Origin of the sequence: Acuticoccus yangtzensis (assembly GCF_001927245.1) — a bacterium.
GTDB classification, from domain to species: Bacteria; Pseudomonadota; Alphaproteobacteria; order Rhizobiales; family Amorphaceae; genus Acuticoccus; species Acuticoccus yangtzensis.
This window is the reverse complement of the sequence record NZ_MJUX01000001.1, coordinates 1-18,837: the sequence shown is the minus strand read 5'-3', so window position 1 is coordinate 18,837 and position 18,837 is coordinate 1. Positions and strand designations below refer to the sequence as shown.

General features: G+C 68.0%; 15 protein-coding genes and 1 pseudogene. 8 read left to right on the top strand and 8 right to left on the bottom strand.

The window, feature by feature from the left end:
• Positions 1-105: 105 nt before the first annotated feature.
• The 4 genes from BIX52_RS00085 to dapA form a co-directional block, all read right to left on the bottom strand.
• The gene (locus tag BIX52_RS00085; protein ID WP_075219023.1) at positions 106-1,014 is read right to left on the bottom strand and encodes an SDR family NAD(P)-dependent oxidoreductase; all 909 of its coding nucleotides are present in this window, start codon (positions 1,012-1,014) and stop codon (positions 106-108) included.
• A gap of 7 nt (positions 1,015-1,021) precedes the next feature.
• Complete coding sequence (smpB, locus tag BIX52_RS00080) at positions 1,022-1,495, bottom strand: SsrA-binding protein SmpB (RefSeq protein ID WP_075219022.1); 474 nt, start codon at positions 1,493-1,495, stop codon at positions 1,022-1,024.
• Positions 1,496-1,518: 23 nt separating this feature from the next.
• Positions 1,519-1,842 (bottom strand): hypothetical protein, encoded by a 324-nt coding sequence (locus BIX52_RS00075; RefSeq protein WP_075219021.1) that lies wholly within the window; start codon positions 1,840-1,842, stop codon positions 1,519-1,521.
• Positions 1,843-1,927: 85 nt separating this feature from the next.
• Positions 1,928-2,803, bottom strand: coding sequence for a 4-hydroxy-tetrahydrodipicolinate synthase (gene dapA, locus BIX52_RS00070; RefSeq protein ID WP_075219020.1), 876 nt, complete (start codon positions 2,801-2,803; stop codon positions 1,928-1,930).
• Positions 2,804-3,034: 231 nt separating this feature from the next.
• Here dapA and BIX52_RS00065 point away from each other — a divergent pair, with 231 nt between their 5' ends.
• Together BIX52_RS00065 and BIX52_RS00060 are read left to right on the top strand one after the other, a co-directional pair.
• Complete coding sequence (locus BIX52_RS00065) at positions 3,035-5,413, top strand: lytic transglycosylase domain-containing protein (RefSeq protein ID WP_075219019.1); 2,379 nt, start codon at positions 3,035-3,037, stop codon at positions 5,411-5,413.
• A gap of 5 nt (positions 5,414-5,418) precedes the next feature.
• Positions 5,419-6,348 (top strand): alpha/beta fold hydrolase, encoded by a 930-nt coding sequence (locus BIX52_RS00060; protein ID WP_083659893.1) that lies wholly within the window; start codon positions 5,419-5,421, stop codon positions 6,346-6,348.
• A 106-nt stretch (positions 6,349-6,454) separates the two neighbouring features.
• Here BIX52_RS00060 and BIX52_RS00055 read toward each other — a convergent pair whose 3' ends face one another.
• Complete coding sequence (locus BIX52_RS00055) at positions 6,455-7,603, bottom strand: sensor histidine kinase (RefSeq protein WP_170126378.1); 1,149 nt, start codon at positions 7,601-7,603, stop codon at positions 6,455-6,457.
• 191 nt (positions 7,604-7,794) lie between these two features.
• Positions 7,795-9,180 carry a methylenetetrahydrofolate--tRNA-(uracil(54)-C(5))-methyltransferase (FADH(2)-oxidizing) TrmFO gene (trmFO, locus tag BIX52_RS00050; RefSeq protein ID WP_075219017.1) on the bottom strand — a complete coding sequence of 462 codons (1,386 nt, stop codon included), beginning with the start codon at positions 9,178-9,180 and terminating at the stop codon, positions 7,795-7,797.
• Positions 9,181-9,348: 168 nt separating this feature from the next.
• Here trmFO and BIX52_RS00045 point away from each other — a divergent pair, with 168 nt between their 5' ends.
• Entirely contained in the window at positions 9,349-9,972 is a 624-nt protein-coding gene (locus BIX52_RS00045) for a hypothetical protein (RefSeq protein ID WP_245803072.1), read from the top strand.
• A gap of 21 nt (positions 9,973-9,993) precedes the next feature.
• Here BIX52_RS00045 and BIX52_RS23405 read toward each other — a convergent pair whose 3' ends face one another.
• Positions 9,994-10,260, bottom strand: coding sequence for a DUF1127 domain-containing protein (locus BIX52_RS23405; RefSeq protein ID WP_083548037.1), 267 nt, complete (start codon positions 10,258-10,260; stop codon positions 9,994-9,996).
• A gap of 103 nt (positions 10,261-10,363) precedes the next feature.
• Between BIX52_RS23405 and BIX52_RS00035 the strand changes: the two genes are divergently transcribed.
• The 5 genes from BIX52_RS00035 (at position 10,364) to BIX52_RS00015 (ending at position 17,357) form a co-directional block, all read left to right on the top strand.
• Entirely contained in the window at positions 10,364-11,623 is a 1,260-nt protein-coding gene (locus BIX52_RS00035; RefSeq protein WP_075219015.1) for a Zn-dependent hydrolase, read from the top strand.
• Positions 11,624-11,749: 126 nt separating this feature from the next.
• Positions 11,750-13,042, top strand: a complete 1,293-nt coding sequence (gene pncB / locus BIX52_RS00030; protein WP_075219014.1) for a nicotinate phosphoribosyltransferase — start codon at positions 11,750-11,752, stop codon at positions 13,040-13,042.
• Positions 13,043-13,045: 3 nt separating this feature from the next.
• The gene (locus tag BIX52_RS00025; RefSeq protein ID WP_075219013.1) at positions 13,046-13,786 is read left to right on the top strand and encodes a glycosyltransferase family 29 protein; all 741 of its coding nucleotides are present in this window, start codon (positions 13,046-13,048) and stop codon (positions 13,784-13,786) included.
• 4 nt (positions 13,787-13,790) lie between these two features.
• Complete coding sequence (xylB, locus tag BIX52_RS00020; RefSeq protein ID WP_075219012.1) at positions 13,791-15,230, top strand: xylulokinase; 1,440 nt, start codon at positions 13,791-13,793, stop codon at positions 15,228-15,230.
• A 318-nt stretch (positions 15,231-15,548) separates the two neighbouring features.
• The gene (locus BIX52_RS00015) at positions 15,549-17,357 is read left to right on the top strand and encodes a calcium-binding protein (protein WP_108676368.1); all 1,809 of its coding nucleotides are present in this window, start codon (positions 15,549-15,551) and stop codon (positions 17,355-17,357) included.
• Positions 17,358-18,022: 665 nt separating this feature from the next.
• On the opposite strand, the pseudogene BIX52_RS00005 reads toward BIX52_RS00015, so the two are convergent.
• A pseudogene (locus BIX52_RS00005) lies at positions 18,023-18,837 on the bottom strand (IS630 family transposase); the annotation flags it as partial.

Genomic DNA, 18,837 nt, shown 5'->3' with positions numbered 1-18,837 from the left:
CCCCAGAATTTGCGTGACGGCAGGCTCCGACGATCAGGCTGAGGGGACCCGAACCTTGTGAGCGCCTCGCTGGACTCGCAAAGCGGTGCGGCTGCAGCCTTCGGTTCAGGCGTCTTCCGGGGCGCCGTCGGCCAGCGAGCGGTCGAGGCGGCGGGACTTGAATGCGGGTTCGACACGCGGGTCGGGCACGATCTCGGCCCGGAAGGCGGGGACGATGCGGTCGATCAGCCCGCCTGGCGCCAGCGATTCGCTGATCGACAGAAGCCTGAAAGGCAGCGGAAACACCGTGGTGCGGCGGCCGGCCTCCGTCGCCGCGACGATCTTGCGCGCCGCCTTCTCCGCCGTGATCTCGAACGGCTTGGACCCTTTGTGGCGCTCGGACATGGGACTGGTGACGAAGCCGGGGCAGACCACCGTGAGCGAGATGCCGTCCGCCTTCAGGCGCGGCCGCAGCGCGTGGCCATAGGCGATGAGCCCGGCCTTGGTGGCGGAGTAGACCGCAAGGTCCGGCGTCGGCATCAGCCCCGCCACGGAGGCGACGAGGGCGATGTGCCGGTTCATCCGCGCGGTGATCGCCTGGCGGCGCATCCGCTCCACCACCACCCGCACGCAGGCGATGTTGCCGAGGAGGTTGGTGCGCACCAGCCGTTCGGTATCCTCGGCGCTTTCCAGCGCGCGGCTGTGGGGCGGGCCGGCGGAGAGGCCCGCATTGGCGTAGAGGCCCTTCAGGACGTAGCGCTCGGCGATGTCGTCGGCCCAGTGCTGGAAGGCGCTGGTGGTGATGTCGATCCGGCTGGTGATCGCCCGTCCGCCGCGCCGTTCCACACCCTCCAGCGCGCGTTGCAGGCCCTCCGGATTGCGGCCGATCAAGGCGAGCGTGAGGCCCGGCCGCGCCAGCCGTTCCGCCAGGGCCTGGCCGATCCCGCCCGACGCACCGGTGACGATGACGAGGGGCGGCGGCGTGTCGCCGGGCGAACGCGGCGCCGGCGCGGAGGAGGAGGGGCGGCCGCCCACCGCGCCGCTACCCGCGATCGCGCAGGAGGCGCGCCTTGTCGCGTTGCCAATCGCGCTGCTTGGAGGCCTCGCGCTTGTCGTGCGTCTTCTTGCCCCTGGCAAGGCCGAGCTGCACCTTCGCGACGCCGCGCCCGTTGAAGTACATCTTCAGCGGAACGATCGTCAGCCCGTCCTGGGACACGGCGCCGATGAGCTTGTTCATCTCGCGCCGGTGCAGCAGAAGTTTGCGAGGGCGCTTCGTTTCATGGTTGAAGCGGTTCGCCTGCTGGTATTCGGGGATGTAGGCGTTGTAGAGCCACAGCTCTCCGCCCGTCTCACCCGCGTAGGAATCGGCGATGTTCGTGCGGCCTTCCCGCAGCGACTTCACCTCGGTTCCAGCCAAGACGATACCGGCTTCGACATCCTCCAGGATCTCGTAGTTGAAGCGGGCCTTGCGGTTCTCGGCCACGGCGCGGTTGGCGGGGTGGGGGTTCTTCGCCATAGGTCGTCTCGAACAGCGGGCCTCTAATAGACACAGATGGAAAAACCTGTGGCGTCTGACACCCAACAGGCCCGGTCCTGATCGGACCGATAGAACGGCCCCGGCAACGCGATGTTGCCGTTGCCATAGTCGGCAAAGCCGTCCGCCGCACCGCGCTCGAACAGGGAGACGGTGTAGGCCGGCCGGCCCTCGGCGGTCACGACGAAGCTGCCGTCCCCGCCGAATTGACGGAAATCGCAGCGGTAGCGGCCCTCATCGTCGTTAAAGCAGGTGGCGGGGCGGGCTTCGGCGGTGCCGATGAGCACATGGGGTGCAAAGGCCCCCGCGAAAAGGAGGGCCAGCATCATTCGTCGCCACATCGCCCCATCCGCCGCCGATCAGATCCGCCTCGATGCTAGAGGATCCGCCGCCCCGCGACCAGAGAAGGCGAGGTTAAATGAGCCCGGCGTGGCTGAGCGCCTTGTCCACCGCGGCCTCTGTCTTGCCGCTCACCGGCACCAGCGGCAACCGCATCTCCGCCGACATCCGCCCCAGCTTCGCCAGCGCATATTTGGTGCCCCCCGGCGACGGCTCGAGGAAGAGCGCGTCATGCAGCGGCATCAGCTTGTCCTGATAGCTCAGCGCCGTGGCATAGTCGCCGGCGAGACAGGCGTTCTGGAACGCGGCGCACAGCTTCGGCGCGACGTTCGCCGTCACCGAGATGCAGCCGACGCCGCCTTGCGCGTTGAAGCCGAGCGCCGTCCCGTCCTCGCCGGAGAGCTGGATGAAGGCCTCGCCGCACGCCGCCCGCTGGCGCGACGGGCGCAACAGGTTCGCCGTCGCATCCTTCACGCCGACGATGTTGACGTGCTCGGCCGCAAGCTCCGCCATCGTCTCGACGCTCATGTCGATCACCGAGCGGCCGGGGATGTTGTAGATGATGATGGGCAGGCTGGTCGACGATGCGATCGCCGCATAGTGCGCCTTCAGCCCCGCCTGATTCGGCTTGTTGTAGTAGGGGGTGACCACTAGGACCGCCGTCGCGCCGACGCTCTCTGCATGCTCCACCAGCGAGATCGCCTCGCGCGTGGAGTTGGACCCGGCACCGGCGATCACCGGAACACGGCCCGCCGCGACCTCGACGCACATCTCCACGACCTGGCGGTGCTCGTCATGGGTCAGAGTGGGCGACTCGCCTGTGGTGCCCACCGGCACAAGGCCATGAGATCCTTCGGCAATTTGCCACTCCACATGGTCGATGAACGCTTTCTCATCGACCGCTCCGTCACGAAACGGTGTGACGAGTGCGGGAATTGATCCCTTGAACATGGCCGGGCCTTTCTTGTTGGGTAACGGTTCCGGCGTGGCTGGCGCCAGGACCGCCCGTTGCTTGGGGCTATCCGTTACCGAAAAGGTAAGCCAGATGCGATACCGGATGTTTGTTGTACCGGCGTATTGGGGGACGCAATGCGGGTTGGCGTTGTGAATTGGGTCACGCTTTCGGCACGTGCCTTGGGCGGCCCGGCTTTTTTCTCGGGCGCGATGATTTCAAGCGCCGTCTTGTCCTGCGCCGTCGTTTCCGGCGCGGTGGTGTCGGTCGTGGGTGCCTCCGGCGCCGCCGCGGCCCCTCTGGCGACCCCGCTCGGCACGCTCGCCCACGCGATCTCCGCCGGGCCCGACGGCTTGACGACGGTCGCCGACCGCGTGCCCGTCCCCGATCACCATCCCCGGCGCGGCGGCGGAGCGGTGCCTGACGTGAAGATCATCGGCCGTGTCGAGAATGGCCGCGCCGTGCCGCTCTCGGCAAATGCTTTTGCCGCCCGCGCCGATGCCGGTCCCCTGAAATCTCTCTTCGCCGCTGCCGAGCAGGCCGCCACCGGAGGGGAGATCGCCCCGCCTGTCGCCTCCATCGCCGCGGCCGCCGCCCGCGCCCACCCCGTCGCCCCGGCGGTGACGGCGGCGGCGAGGCCCGCACCCGCGGCCGCGTCACCCCTTCTCGCCGGTCATACGAACCCGCGCGGCGGGCCTTCGCCCTTCCTCGCCGAGGGGCGCCAGTCCAGCAACCTGCAGGGCGCCCTCGATGCCTTGAAGGCCGACCGTTACGAGGAGGCGATCCGCCGCCGCAACGGCCTGTCCGACCCTCTGGACCAGATGATCGTCGACTATTTCCTGGTCCGCTCCGGCACCACCGAACTCACCTCCGCGATGATAGCCGACTATGGCGCGCGCGCCGCGGCGTGGCCGGAGCCGCGCATGGTGCGCACCATGGCCGAGGCCGCCCTGTCGCGCGAGAACCCGGACGCCGACACCGTCATCCGCGTGATGGGCGGGCAGGCGACGTCCAACGTGGGGGCGCGCCTTCTCGCCAAGGCGATGATGGCCAAGGGCGACACCGGCGGGGCGATGAAGCTGGTGCGCTCGATCTGGCATTCCCAAAGCCTCGGCACCGGGCTGCAGGCGGCCTATGTGGACGATTTCGCCGCGCGCCTCACCATCGACGATCATCTGGAACGCGTCGACAAGCTGGTGGCCAACAACCGCTTCGACGAGGCGCGGGCGCTGCGCGGGCGCCTCGGCGACGGTCCGCGCGCCTACCTCGATGCGCGCGTCGCCGTCGCCACCAATTCCGGCGACGCCGGGCGGCGCCTTGCCGCGGTGCCGGCGGACCTGCGCCGCCGCCCCGGCTACCGCCTCGCCCAGATCGAGCATGAGCGGCGGGCGGACGACCTCGAAGCCGCCGCGCGCCTGATCGAGAGCGCCTCCACCGGCGACATCGTCGACCGCGACGCCTGGTGGGTGGAGACGCGCATCGTGGCGCGCATGCTGGCCGAGAAGGGCGACGGGCGGCGGGCCTACAAGCTCGTCTCCATCGGCTTCGCGGAAGGCAATGTGGAGAAGGCGGATCAGGCCTATCACGCCGGCTGGTTCGCCATGCGCTACCTGAACGACGGGGCGCGCGCCGAGCGACACTTCGCCGAGCTGGAGCGCGTTGCGACCACGCCGCTGTCCCTGTCGCGCGCCGCCTATTGGCGCGGCCGCGCGGCGGCGATGGCCGGCCGCACCGGCGAGGCGCGCACCGCCTATAACGAGGCCGCCCGCTTCGGCTTCACCTATTATGGACAGCTTGCGCGGGCCGAGCTCGGCACATCGGGCACCGGCGTCGGCCGGGCGCCGTCACCGGGTCCGTCCGACCGGGCGGCCTTCGGGCGTAACGAGGTGGCCGAGGCGGTGCGCCGGCTCATCAAGGCGGGTCACCGCCACCGCATCGCAACGCTGCTCGACCACCTGGCCGAGACCGTGCCGACCGCGGGGCAGGCGGTGATGACGGCCGAGCTCGCGGAGGAGGCGGGCTATCCGCATCTGGCCTTGCGCGTCGCCAAGGAGGCGCAACGGCGCGGTCTCGACGTCGGCCAGCTCGCCTATCCCACCTCGGCCATTCCGCGCAATGCGACGATCCCGAACGGCCTCGACCGCGCCGTGGTCTACGCCATCGCGCGACAGGAATCGGAGTTCAATCCGGGCGCCGTCAGCCCGGTGGGTGCGCGCGGCCTGATGCAGGTGATGCCCAACACCGCCTCGTCCCTGGCGCGCGAACTGGGGCTCGGCCATTCCCCCACCAAGTTGACGAGCGATCCCGGCTACAACGCCACCTTGGGCGCGGCCTACCTCGCCAAGCGCCTCGGCAACTTCGACGGGTCCTATATCCTCACCTTCGCCGCCTATAATGCCGGTGCCGGACGTGTGCGCGAATGGATCGAACGTTTCGGGGATCCGCGCGATCCGGGGGTCGACGCGGTCACCTGGGTTGAGGATATTCCCTATCCGGAGACGCGCAATTATGTGCAGCGCGTGTTGGAAAATGTTCAGGTCTATCGCGAGGCCCTCGGGACCGGGCGGCTCGCCATCAAGACGGATCTGACGCGAGGGAGGCCGAGCTGACCGTCATGACTGCGGCTGTACGTCTTACCACCGCGCCCGCGCCCACCTCCGCCGCCAAACGCACCGTCACCACGACCAGTGTGACCACCACCACCGTGACGGCGCGGGACGGCACCACGCTGAGCGCGCGGGTCTATGGTCCGAAGGGCGATCCTGTGCCGGTGGTCTGCCTGCCGGGCCTCAGCCGCAACTGCCGCGACTTCGGCTGTCTGGCCGAAGCGCTGTCCTCGGCGCGAGGCGGTCGGCCGCGCCGGGTCTATGCGCTGGACCTGCGCGGCCGCGGCGCATCGGGCTGGGCGGACCCTTCCACCTACAACGTGCTGCAGGAGCTGGAAGACGTCGTCGCCTGCCTCGACGCCTGGGGCATCGAACGGGCGCAGCTCGTCGGCACATCGCGCGGCGGCCTCATCACGATGTTGATGGCGATGGCCGCGCCTGAGCGGATCGAGCGCGCGGTTCTGAACGACATTGGGCCGATCATCGAGCGGCGCGGTCTGGCACGGATCGCCGGCGGCATCGGTGCGGTGATGGATCACGCCTCATTCGAGGCCCTCGCCGACTACCTGACCGAGGCTTGGGGCCCGCAATTCCCGCATCTGACGCATGAGAAGTGGCTGCGTGCGGCGCACCAGCTCGCGGCCGAGAATGACGCGGGAGGGGTGACGCTGAGTTTCGATCCCGCGTTGGCCGGGACGGTGCGCGGCTATACGGCCGACCAGCCCGCGCCGGACTTCTGGCCGGGTTTCGAGGCGCTGGCGGACAAGCCGGTGATGATCGTGCGCGGTGCCCATTCGGATCTTTTGTCCGCCGCCACGGTGGAGGCGATGCGCCGCCGCCACCGCGACCTGACGGCGCTCGTCATCCCGGATGAGGGGCACGCGCCGCTCTTGTGGGACCGCTTCAGCATCGAGGCGATCCGCGACTTCCTGAGCTGAGAGATGTCGTTAGCCACGACGTGAGACGAGGCACGCCGCACATGGCATGCCTCGTGATGTCGCGACCGCCGTGCGGAGCCGTCAGCCGGGCGGGGGGCGCGGTGCCTTATTCGGCGGCGGTGGCGCCGGCGCGGTGATCGGCCCGGCCGTTCATCCGCCGGTCCGGGGCGACGACGGCGGTGCGGCGCGAGGCGCGCGGGGCCGTGATGGTGCCGCTCGACGCGAACTCGGTGCTGCGCGTGCGGTTCGGCACGCGGATGAAGCAGGAGGTGCCCATCGGCCCGCTCTCGCGCTCGATCTCACCTTCCAGCGCGCCGAGATACATGTCCACCAGCCGCATGCCGAGGCCGGTCGACTTCGGGTCCACCTGGTCCTTGTCGAAGCCGATGCCGTTGTCGGTGACGGTGATGTGGATCTCGTCGCCGCGGTCCAGCATGTGGACGCGGATCGAGCCGATATCCTGCCGCCCGTTGAAGGCATATTTGGCGGCGTTCGCCACCAGCTCGTTGACGACGGCGCCGAGGGCGATCGCATCGTCGATCGAGACGGGGAGATCGTCGCCGCGAACCTCGATGGACCAGCCCATGTTCTCCGCGCTCGCCATGTGTTCGATGGCGTGGCAGACGCGCTCGAAATAGGGGCGGAGGCGAACGATGCCGGTGTTGTCGTTGATGGCGAGGAGTTCGTAGAGGGAGCCCATCGACTCCACGCGTAGCGCGATGCGCTGCAGCACTTCCTTGCCCGCATCGTCTTCGAGCTGCCGGCCCTCGATGCGCAGCATGGAGAGGATCGAGGCGATGTTGTTTTTCACGCGGTGATGGACCTCGGTCATCATCGCATGGGTCTTCTCGACGCTTTCGGCCGCGGCACGGCTGGCGAGGACGGCGTTGGTGACGTCCTCCATCTTCACCAGCACCTGCTCGGTGACGGCGCCTTCGCGCGACACGCGGCGGGCGGAGATGTTGAGAACCCGCGCACCGATGACCGGGAAAGTCTGCTCCAGCTTGTAGCCGCGGACGTCGACATCGTGAGGCACGACGGATTCGAGCAGCGAGCGGAGCTGCGGCTCGCACCAGACGGCTTCGTTGATGTCGAAGATGGAGTAGCCGAGCGTCTCGGCCTCCGTGCCGCCGAAGAGCTGGTAGAAGGACAGATTGGCGAACTGCACCGTGAGCTTGGAATCGAGAACGAGAACCGCCGCGGTGAGCGAGTTCACGATGTCACGGTAGTGTACAGACGGGTCCGTCACGGCCATGCGCATACTCTATTCCGTTATCGGCCGTCGCGGATCGCTGGCCTCGACTGGAGGATCGATCCCCAACTGTGAGGATCAATGCGTACTTATACAGCGTCTTGCAATCGCTGCGAAGGCGTCAACCGATCGTTAGTGACACTTCTGAGCCGCAGTGAAAGCATAACACCTTAACAGGACGATAAAATGCGCGGCTACTCCGCCGCTTCGCTCGCCGGGGCGCCGGTGCGCCATGTGGAGAAGTCCAGCCGGGCGCGCTCCGTGTAGGCGGCTTTGCGGCCGGCCTTTTTCTGTCCGCGCCCTTTCTTGCCCGTGGCGACGGGCTCCACCGGCGGGAACAGGCCGAAGTTCACGTTCATCGGCTGGTAGGAGCGCGGCCCGGACGTTTCATGCGACAAATGACCACCGGTGATGTGGGCCAGAAGAGCGCCCATCGCCGTCGTCTGCGGGGGAGGGGCGAGGTGGCCGCCGGTCAGTTCGGCGGCGGCGAAGCGGCCGGCCATCAGCCCGGTGGCGGAGGCTTCCACATAGCCCTCGCAGCCCGACACCTGGCCCGCAAAGCGCAGGTTGGGCGAGGACTTCAGCCGCAGCGTCTGGTCGAGCAGGCGGGGCGAATCGATATAGGTGTTGCGGTGAAGTCCGCCGAGGCGGGCAAATTCGGCCTTTTCCAGCCCCGGAATGAGGCGGAAGATCTCCGCCTGAGCGCCGTAGCGCAGCTTCGTCTGGAAGCCGACCATGTTGTAGAGTGTGCCGAGCGCATTGTCCTGGCGAAGCTGGACGATGGCGTGCGCCTTCACGGTCGGGTTGTGCGGGTTGGTGAGGCCGATCGGCTTCATCGGCCCATGGCGCAGCGTTTCGCGCCCGCGCTCGGCCATCACCTCGATCGGCAGGCACCCGTCGAAATAGGGCGTGCCTTCGAACTCGTGGAAGTCGACCCGGTCGGCCTCGAGCAGCGCGTCGATGAAGGTCTCGTACTGGTCCCGGTCCATCGGGCAGTTGAGGTAGTCCTTGCCGGTGCCGCCGGGGCCGGGCTTGTCGTAGCGCGACTGGAACCAGGCCACGTCCATGTTCACCGTCTCGCGGTAGACGATGGGGGCGATCGCGTCGAAGAAGGCGAGCGCGTCGGCGCCGGTGGCGGCGGTGATCGCCTCGGCCAGCGCGTCGGACGTCAACGGGCCTGTGGCGACGATGGCGGGACCCGTGGGGAGCGCCGTGATCTCCTCGCGCACGATGGTGATGTTGGGGTGGCCTTCGATCGCCGCGGCGACGGCGGCGGAGAACCCTTCACGGTCGACCGCCAGCGCGCCGCCGGCCGGAACCTGATTGGCGTCGGCCGAGCGCAGGATGATCGACCCCATGTCGCGCAGTTCGGCATGGAGGAGGCCGACGGCGTTGGAGGCCGCATCGTCCGACCGGAAGGAGTTGGAGCAGACGAGCTCGGCCAGCGACCCGGTCTTGTGGGCCGCCGTGGTGCGCACGGGGCGCATCTCGAACAGGCGCACCTTCACGCCCGCTTCGGCGAGTTGCCACGCTGCTTCCGACCCGGCGAGTCCGCCGCCAATCACGTCAATGTCTGCCATGGCCCCATGATGGAGATCGCGCCAGCCCGCCGCAAGAGTGGGCTGCCGGTTTTGCGCCTCTGACGGCACCTCGGACCGGCTGAGGTCTCACGCACCTGTGTGTGGATGGCGCCCGCGCGGCCGCGGTTCGGCAAGACAGAGGACGGCCGGTGCCGCTAAAGGTCCGGCATGACGCCGATTGCGCCTTGGATTCGCCTCGCCCTCGCGGCCCTCGTGCTGCCGCTGGTGGCCGCCTGTTCGGACCTTCACGCGGCCAAGCCGTCCACCTGGTACGCCGCGCACGGGGGCGTGGCCCCGCGCGATATCGGCCGCGTCGTCGTCTGTCACGGCTTCGGCTGCTACTACAAGACCACCTTCACCTTCGGCGATGCGGATCTTCGTCAGATGGCCGCGCTCATCGGGTCCGGCTCGGCGGCCGAGGAGCGGGCCGGTGTGGCGCGGATGATCGCCTGGGCGGAAACGCGGGTCGCGGCCACCGTGGGCTCGCAGGACGACGTGGGCGGGCTCGACCTGAAGAACGCGCGCGTCGCCGGGCAGATGGACTGCATCGATGAGGCCACCAACACCACGAGCTACATGATGGTGGCGCAGAAGGCGGGCCTCTTGAAGCACCACACGGTGGGAAGCCCCGTCGCCCGCGGCTATTTCCTCGACGGGCGCTATCCCCACGCGACGGCGGTTCTGATCGGCTCCGACGAGCCTTGGGCGGTCGATTCCTGGCCCTCTCCCAACGGCGCCGAGCCGGACATTCTGCGGCTCGACGCCTGGTTCGCCAAATCTCCGGCCACCTGACGCACCGGCGGCCGCCCGGGGTCAGATCTGCGCGCGGCGCTGCCGTGCGAGAGATTTGATATCGTTTCGGAACACGCCGATGTCGCTCAATTGGCGATCCGGCAGGCGGGATAACTGGTGAATGGTGCGGCGATACTCGAGCCATCCATTCATGGCGCGGCGAATACGGAACATCATGCCGACAGGTCTTTCGTTGAACGCATTACGGATGGCCCGAACGTAAGGGACGGGCGCGGCGAGTTGACCGCCCACGGGCACATGGCTGCCCTGTCTCGCGTTCGGGTCCATGGCCGCCTGTGCCGGGGGAAGGGCGCCCGGCCGCCGACCCCTCTCGCCAAGCGGCGCCGCCCGCCCCTAGACTTCGCGGCACCGACGACGCCGAGGAGGCCGCATGCCGCCCCGCCAGACGACCGCAGCACGACCGGCCATCGACGGCGCCCGCCTCGCGGCGCTGCTGGCCGAGATCAACAGCCACGGCGCGAACCCGGCCACCGGCGGCTACGACAGGCCCGCCTTCAGCCCCGCCGACATGGCCGCACGCCGCGCCTTCCTCGCCGCCATGGAAGCGGACGGGCTGGTCGCCCACATGGACGCCGCGGGCAACGTCATCGGCCGCATCGGGCCGCCCGGTCCGGCGATCCTCATCGGCTCGCATCTCGACACGGTGGCCTCGGGCGGTCCGCTGGACGGGGCGCTCGGCTGCGCCGTGGCGCTGGAATGCGTCCGCGCCATCCGTGATGCCGGGGTGCGCCTCACATCTCCCATCGCCGTGGTCGCCACGGCCGACGAGGAGGGGCGCTTCGGCGGCATGCTGGGCAGTCAGGCGCTCGCGGGCGTGCTGCCGGACGGTTGGGCCGAGCGCGCCACGGACAGCGCCGGGGTGCGGCTCGCCGACGCCATGCGCGCCGCGGGGCTGGACGCCTCACGCCTCGCCGACGCCGCGTTGGCGCCCGGCAGCGTGCGCGCCTTCCTGGAACTCCACATCGAGCAGGGGCCGGTGCTGGAGGTGGAGGGAATCGACATCGGCATCGCCACGGCGGTCAGCGGCTGCGCGGTGCTCGATGTCGTACTGGAGGGCGCGGCGAACCATTCCGGCACCACGCCGATGGACATGCGCCGTGACGCCTTCGTCGGCCTGTCGCGCATCGGCGCCGCGCTGCCCGCCGTCGCGCGGGACCACGGCACCGGCGATGCGCGCCTCACCATCGGCGCCGCCGCGCTGTCGCCGAACGCGGCGCACACCATCCCCGGCCGGGCGGACTGCACCATCATCCTGCGCGACATGAGCGGGGAGGCGATGGACGCGCTCACCGCTGCGGTTCTCGCCCTCGTCGAGGAGGCGGCGGAGGCGGAGCGGCTGGCCGCCACCGTGACCGTGCGCAGCCGGCTGGAGCCGGTGGCGCTGGACCCGGCGCTTCAAGCGGCCTTCGCCCGCTCCGCCGCCGCGCTCCCCGGTACGTCGGCGCGCACGATGCCGTCCGGCGCCGGCCACGACGCGCAGACGATGGCCGCCCTCTGCCCCTCGGCGCTCCTCTTCGTGCCGAGCCGCGGCGGCATCAGCCATGCGCCGGACGAGTTCACGCCGTGGCCGGCGATCGAGCGCGGCGCGGCGGTCTTCCTCGCCACGGTGGCGGGTCTCGCGACGGCGTGAACCGCCCGGCAGGCCCAGCCGCGCAACGTTCGGCGTGCGGGGGCGACAAATTTCCGGGCCATCTGCTATGCAGGGCGTGCATGATTTGCGTAAGCCGCAAGCAGCTCTATTCGCCCGGAGGACGCCTTGGTCGATATCGCGACCCGCGTGTGGAACCATAAGTGGAAGATCGACCCGATCGTCCGCTCTCTCATCGACACCGACTTCTACAAGCTGCTCATGTGCCAGTCGGTCCACCGCAACAAGCCGGACACGCGCGTCGTCTTTCAGCTCATCAACCGCAGCCGCGACATCCGCCTTGCCGAGCTGATCGACGAGGGGGAGCTGCGCGAACAGCTCGACCACATCCGCTCGCTGTCCCTGTCGCGCGGCGAATCCACCTGGCTGCGCGGCAACACCTTCTACGGCAAACGGCAGATGTTCTCGCCCGAATTCATGGCCTGGTTCGAGGACCTGCGCCTGCCGCCCTACACGCTGGAGAAGCACGACGGCCAATATCGCCTCACCTTCGAGGGCGCCTGGCCGGAGGTGATGCTGTGGGAGATCCCCGCGCTCTCCGTCCTCATGGAGCTTCGCTCGCGCGCGGTGCTCAACCAGATGGGTCGGTTCGAGATCGAGGTGCTCTACGCGCGCGCCATGACCAAGCTGTGGGAGAAGGTGGAGCGGCTGCGCACCGTGCCGGAGATCCAGATCGCCGATTTCGGAACCCGGCGCCGCCACTCCTTCCTGTGGCAGGACTGGTGCGTGCAGGCGATGATGGAGGGCCTCGGCGACTCCTTCACCGGCACCTCGAACTGCCTGATCGCCCAGCGGCGCGATATCGAGGCGATCGGGACCAACGCGCACGAATTGCCGATGGTCTATGCCGCCCTCGCCAATAGCGACGAGGAGCTGGCCAACGCCCCCTATCAAGTGCTGGCCGACTGGCACGAGGAGCATGTCGGCAACCTTCGCATCATCCTTCCCGACACCTTCGGCACCGAGGGATTCTTGGAGCATGCGCCCGACTGGCTGGCCGGGTGGACCGGCGTGCGCGTCGATTCCGGCGACCCCGCCAAGGCCGCCGAGACCGCGATCGCCTGGTGGCGCCAGCGCGGCGAGGACCCGGCCGAGAAACGCATCATCTTCTCGGACGGGCTGGACGTCGAAACGATGCTGGCGCTGCAGGCCCGCTTCGCCGGACAGACCCGCGTATCGTTCGGTTGGGGCACGCTGCTGACCAACGATTTCCGCGGTCTCGTCCCCGGCGACGCGCTGAAGCCGTTCAGCCTCGTGTGCAAGGCGGTGTCGGCGGACGGGCGGCCCACGGTCAAACTGTCAGACAATCCGGAGAAGGCGACCGGACCCGAGGACGAGATCGCCCGCTACAAGCGCGTCTTCGGCGTTGGGGTGCAGACGCCCGTCCCCGTCACGGTCTGAGCGATGTCGCCGCGGTTTCGCGTCGATCCCTCCTTCCGCGCCAAGCTGATGCTGGCAGCGGAGGAGTGGCGGCAGCCCCGCCGCGAGCGGGCCTGGCGACGCGCAGGGGAGACGCCGCCCGCGCTGCGGCCGGATGCGGCGGACGCGGCCGCCGTGGCGGCGCCTCTGGTGCGCGGGCGCAGCGTCGCCCTCGTCGGCAACGCGGCCAGCCTGCTCTCCGGTCCGCCTCCGCCGATCGACGATCACGACGTCGTGGTGCGCATCAACCGCGGCGCCGCGCTTGCCGAGGTGGCGGGTACGATCGGGCAGCGGACCGACATCCTCCTGGTGGCCGGGCGGCGCATGGCGATCGGCCTCGCGGTCGACAATCAGCGTCTCGCCCGGCCGCCGGGGGAGATGTTCTTCATGGGCGTGTCGGACCGGCCGCGTCTGCCCGAATGGCTGGTGCGGCGGCTCTCCTTCTACCCGGCGCCCTGGTACGCCGCGCTGGCCGAGACGCTGGGGGCGAGCCCCTCCACCGGCGCCATGGGCATCGACCTTCTGACGCGGCTGATCGGCGAGGGCGGTTCGCTGACCCTCTACGGGTTCGACTTCTGGGGCTCGCCGACGAGCTACAACCAGCGCACCAAGGTCGGCCCCCACGCGCCGAACGCCGAGCGCGACTTTGCGCTGGCGCGGGTCGGTGCGGCGCACATCTTCGGCCATCCTGCGGGTCCGGCCCGCCCGCCACTGCAAGGACACTGACGTCATGTATCTGGGCCTCGACCTCGGCACATCCGGCCTCAAGGGCATCGTCATCGACGAGGCGCAGCGCGTCGTCGCCGAGGCGACGGCGCCGCTTCAGGTGGCGCGCCCGCACCCCGGCTGGTCCGAGCAGGACCCGGCGGACTGGATCGCCGCCGCCGAAGCCGTCCTCACCGCGCTCGGTGCCGCCACCGATCTCGCCGCCGTCACCGGGATCGGCCTCTCCGGGCAGATGCATGGGGCAACGCTTCTGGACGCCTCCCATGCCCCGCTGCGGCCCGCTATTTTGTGGAACGACACCCGCGCCAGCGCAGAGGCCGCGGCGCTGGACGCGCTGCCGATGTTCCGCGCGATCTCCGGCAACATCGTCTTTCCCGGCTTCACCGCGCCGAAGCTGCCGTGGGTGAAGACGCACGAGCCGGAGGTCTTCGCCAAGACGGCGCTGGTGCTGCTGCCCAAGGACATGCTGCGCCTGTGGCTGACCGGCGAGGCGGTCTCCGAGCCGTCGGACGCTGCCGGCACCGCCTGGCTCGACACCGGCGCGCGCACCTGGTCCTCGGCGCTGCTGGGCGCGTGCGACATGACCGAGTCGCAGATGCCGCGCCTCGTCGAAGGCTCGGCGGTGTCGGGCACGCTGCGCGAGGCGATCGCGGCGCGCTTCGGCTTCTCCAAGGGCGTGGTGGTGGCGGGGGGCGCCGGCGACAACGCGGCCGCCGCGGTGGGAATGGGGGTCGTCGCGCCGGGCGGGGCCTTCCTGTCGCTCGGCACGTCCGGCGTTCTCTTCGCGCCGTCGCCGGCCTATGCCGCCGCGCCCGAGACGTCGGTCCACACCTTCTGCCACGCCCTTCCGGGGCTGTGGCACCAGATGGGCGTGATCCTCGCCGCCAGCGACGCGCTCGCCTGGTACGCGCGGCTGGTGGGGGCGGAGCCCGCGGCGCTGACTGCCGAGGCGGGGCCGCTGAGGGCGCCGTCCGGCACGGTGTTCCTGCCTTATCTCGGCGGTGAGCGGACCCCGCACAACGACGCGAAGATCCGCGGCGCCTTCGTCGGGCTGGGGCACGAGGCGGACCGCGTGGCCGGAACGCGCGCGGTGATGGAGGGCGTCGCCTTCGCGGTCGCCGACTGCCGCGATGCGCTGTCGGCGGCGGGCACCGAGGTGGAGCGGGTGATCGCGGTCGGCGGTGGCAGCCGCTCGCGCGCGTGGCTGGAGATCATGGCGACCGTTCTCGGCATCCCGGTCGACGTGCCGGGGGCGGGCGACTACGGCGCGGCCTTCGGTGCGGCGCGTCTGGGCCAGATGGCGGCGACCGGCGGCGGCGCGGAGCTCGCGACCCCTCCGGTGATCGCCGAGACGATCGAGCCGGACCCGACGTTGGCGGGCGCCTTCGCCGATGCCCACGCGCGTTATGACGCCCTCTACCTCGCCATCCGCAACGCCCGCTGACCGGCCGCCTCGAGGGCGCTGCCGCCGAGGACGGGGTTAGGACGGCACGGCCGACGAGCGGGCGTAGGGGAGGAGCCCTCCACGTAGTCGAGGTCGATCACCGGGGGCCCTTCTCGTAGCGTTCACACCTCGACGGTCGCGGCTCGGGCCCGCGCCCGCGCATTAAGCCTAATCTCGTACAGTCTTGACGGCGCAATCAGATTACGTTTTGATTTTATATGCTAAGCGCCAATTATTTTAGGCGTTGAGCGCTTGGTCGTCGTTTGGGCACGATGGGGTTACTGGGCAATATTTTTTTCGACGGGCAAGGATTCTCACATGGCGACGTTTCAAGAACTTTTGCGCGAGGCGGAAGCCCTCGTGCGTGAACAGGAACGGCTTCTCAAGCTTGGCTTTAAGTTCGATCCCTCACAGCCGATCTACAATTTAAACGGCGTTCAAGTCGGCGTGCTCCCGGGGCCGATCATCTACGTGCCCCCCGGCCTGGAAAACGAGGCGCAGGCTTACCTCGGTGGTGGGAGTGGAGCCTCGAGCCTCAATGCGAAGCCGATTGCTGTCCCTCCCCCTGTGGTGGAGGAGGAGGAACCTGTCGTCTTCTTTACGTCAGGTGATGATGTTGTCGATTTCAATAAGATCTCTCAGGATGATCTAAACTCAATTATTCGTGGGCGCCCAAACGTCAGCAACGCCCTCAGCGGTGATGACGATGTGACCTTGCCATCAGCGAACGCGAGTCCCTTTCTACGTTGGGATTCAAGTCGATTCTTTGACGGGTCCGGTGGCAACGATACGATTGAGGGTTTGTGGAAAGCGGACCGCATCAAAGGTGGGCCTGGGCAGGACGAGATTACAGGAGGATTTGGCGCGGATACGTTGTTTGGGGGAGACAGTCGTGACGAAATCTTGGGCGGCAGGAGAAATGACGTCATCCGGGGCGAGGGCCGCATCAATGCCAATTCTAAAAGTGCCGGCGGCGACAGGCTGAAAGGCGGCGAAGGAGCGGATCTCATCTATGGAGATGGCGGGTCCGACACACTTTACGGTGGAAACGGCCGCGATACCCTCTATGGCGGCGACGGCACACTGGCGAAGGGCGCTGACCTCAATGATACGCTCTTCGGGCGAGCGGGGGCGGACGTCTTCCACGCCGATGCCTTCAACGACGACGTTCTGGTGGGTGGGCCCGGAAGCGATACGGCGGTCTTCAACGACGTTTATACGTCCAACCTCGATGCCGTGAACGTCTCCATTAATCGGCAGTCCGGCGCCGTCAGTGTCACCGCGAGCGTGCAAGGTGTCAGCGTCAATACGCTCCAATCGATCGAAAAATTTCAGTTCGTCGATACGACCTTGTCCTTTGCCGATCTCGCCGCGGCTGTGATTACCAACGAGGACAATGCCGGCTTCCTGAACGCGGTCGGTCAATCTTCGGCCGATGTCTTGCGCCTCCAAGAGGCCAAGGCATCGATCTTGGATACGATAGCCGCACTCGAAGGAAATCTCGAGACGATCAATATCGACACCGTTGTTCAGGCGCTATCGGTGGCGGGGGCAACGGGCGCTTTGGCAGCCTCATTTTTAACTCTTTCTCCTGCTGTGGCCGCAACCGTCACGACCGCCGGCGTTGCGTCTCTTGTGATCAATCTCGCCACCGCGTCTTCGCAAAACGCGAATGAAAGCGCCCTGAGCGCGTCGTTCGATGCTGTGTCACTGGTCGTCGGTGAGGTGCTGAAGGATCCCTCATCGTTTTTACCTTTGGTCGCCCAAGCATTGGGGAAACTCAATGCTGCGGCCGCGCTTGCGGTCAGCGGGTCGGAGTTGGCAGCGAAAGTCTCGCTCTTGAGCACCGCGAAGGACGACCTATCGAGTGCACGGGACAAGCTCCTCACGTTGGAAGCCGCCCTTGACGCACTCGACCAGACGAACCTTGCCGCACCCCTCGGTGCAATCCTGGAATCGGGCGTCAGAGAGATCAGGATCGACGCCGACCTGCCTTTCGTGACACAGGAATCGCAACCAGAAGGTCCGATCATCCAGCAATTGAACAAGATGAGCGTGCTCGAGGTATCCGGCCTGGAGAGTGAAGTCTCGGTCGAAACCGAAACGATCGATCAGGGCTTGTTTTAGCGCGTTCGTCCTGCAGCGCGAGCCGGTCGGGCCCGGCTCAGCTGCGATCTGATTCTTTATGGGAAACTAATACGCGGACGCTGCCGCTGAAGGAGTATCCTCCTCCTATCAGAGCTGCGTGAGCGATGCGATGTTGCCTTGCCCGGATTGCAAACTCGTTTGACCCAGGGCACCTAGATTGGTTTGCGGCCTGTTGTATTAGAACGTGTTTCCCGCAGGCGGAGTCGTGGAGGGATCCCCGAATCGACTGAGATCTGCTTCACGATAGGGGCTGGACGAGGGAGGCCAGCCTTGATGTCAAAAGCCTTGTCGCTGGATCTTCGCACCCGAGTTGTTCAGGCCATCGGCGATGGTCTGTCGTGTCGGCAGGCGGGGAGCGCTTCAATGTCAGCGCCTCGAGCGCCATCCGCTGGCACCATGCGTGGCGCACGCGTGGGCCATGCGCACCAAGGCGAAGCGGCGGTGACCGGCTGTCCCACAAGACCGAACGGCATGCGGCGGAGATCAGGCCATCCTCGATGGTGAGGCCGATATCACCCTGCGCAAACTGAAGGCGGAATTGGCCAGCCGAGGCACTGACGTCTCGCTGGCGGCGCTGTGGCGCTATTTCCGACCCTACCAGATCACGCACAAAAAAGGACCGGCGACGCTAGAGCACTTCGCGCTCAATCCGGGTCATACCCGGCGGCTCTGAAATAGGCGCGGGCCTCGTCGGGGGTGACGAGGTGGAGGACGTCGCCGACGCGATCCCAAAGGGCGGTGACAGTTCGCTCGGCGGCCTTCTTCAACAGAGCCTTGATCTTGGCGAAGGCCATCTCGATGGGATTGAAGTCGGGGCTGTAGGGCGGGAGGAACAGGAGCGTCGCCCCGGCGCGTTCGATCAACTGGCGAACGCGTGGCCCTTTGTGGCTGCCCAGATTGTCCATCACCACGACATTGCCTGGGGTCAGGCAAGGGACGAGGATCTGTTCCACATAGGCCTCGAACCAGGTCCGGTTGATCGCACGATCCAGAACCATGGGCGCGACGATGCCGGACAAGGAGAGGCCGGCCACGAGCGTGGTGGTCTTCCAATGACCGAAGGGCAGCGGCATGCGCAGCCGCTCGCCGCGCCGACAACGACCGTGCGAACGCGCCATCTTGGTGCTCGCCCAGGTCTCGTCGATGAAAATCAGCCGCGCGGGCTCGAGGTCGTCCTGGCCGTCGAACCAGGCGCGGCGACGGGCGAGGATGTCGGCGCGGCTCTGCTCGGCCGCATGGCCGGTCTTTTTTTGAGCGTGATCCCGTGTCGCCTGAAGAAGCGCGAGACGGATGAAATCGACACGGTGTCTCCGGTCTCGCCGAGCCTGTCCCTGAGCTCGGTCAGCGTGATGTCGCCCGCCTCGTCCAAGAGGGCGAGGATGCGATCCCGGTGCGCTTCGGTCACATGGGACCAGCGATCGCCGCCCTGACGCTTGGCGCGGCATGACCCGGTTCTTGT

Bases quoted from the DNA above. Each gene is read 5' to 3' on its own strand.
- smpB (WP_075219022.1), bottom strand. From the start codon at position 1,495: ATGGCGAAGAACCCCCACCCCGCCAACCGCGCCGTGGCCGAGAACCGC.
- BIX52_RS00075 (WP_075219021.1), bottom strand. From the start codon at position 1,842: ATGATGCTGGCCCTCCTTTTCGCGGGGGCCTTTGCACCCCATGTGCTC.
- dapA (WP_075219020.1), bottom strand. From the start codon at position 2,803: ATGTTCAAGGGATCAATTCCCGCACTCGTCACACCGTTTCGTGACGGA.
- BIX52_RS00060 (WP_083659893.1), top strand. From the start codon at position 5,419: ATGACTGCGGCTGTACGTCTTACCACCGCGCCCGCGCCCACCTCCGCC.
- BIX52_RS00055 (WP_170126378.1), bottom strand. From the start codon at position 7,603: ATGGCCGTGACGGACCCGTCTGTACACTACCGTGACATCGTGAACTCG.
- trmFO (WP_075219017.1), bottom strand. From the start codon at position 9,180: ATGGCAGACATTGACGTGATTGGCGGCGGACTCGCCGGGTCGGAAGCA.
- BIX52_RS00045 (WP_245803072.1), top strand. From the start codon at position 9,349: ATGACGCCGATTGCGCCTTGGATTCGCCTCGCCCTCGCGGCCCTCGTG.
- BIX52_RS23405 (WP_083548037.1), bottom strand. From the start codon at position 10,260: ATGGACCCGAACGCGAGACAGGGCAGCCATGTGCCCGTGGGCGGTCAA.
- BIX52_RS00035 (WP_075219015.1), top strand. From the start codon at position 10,364: ATGCCGCCCCGCCAGACGACCGCAGCACGACCGGCCATCGACGGCGCC.
- BIX52_RS00025 (WP_075219013.1), top strand. From the start codon at position 13,046: ATGTCGCCGCGGTTTCGCGTCGATCCCTCCTTCCGCGCCAAGCTGATG.
- xylB (WP_075219012.1), top strand. From the start codon at position 13,791: ATGTATCTGGGCCTCGACCTCGGCACATCCGGCCTCAAGGGCATCGTC.
- BIX52_RS00015 (WP_108676368.1), top strand. From the start codon at position 15,549: ATGGCGACGTTTCAAGAACTTTTGCGCGAGGCGGAAGCCCTCGTGCGT.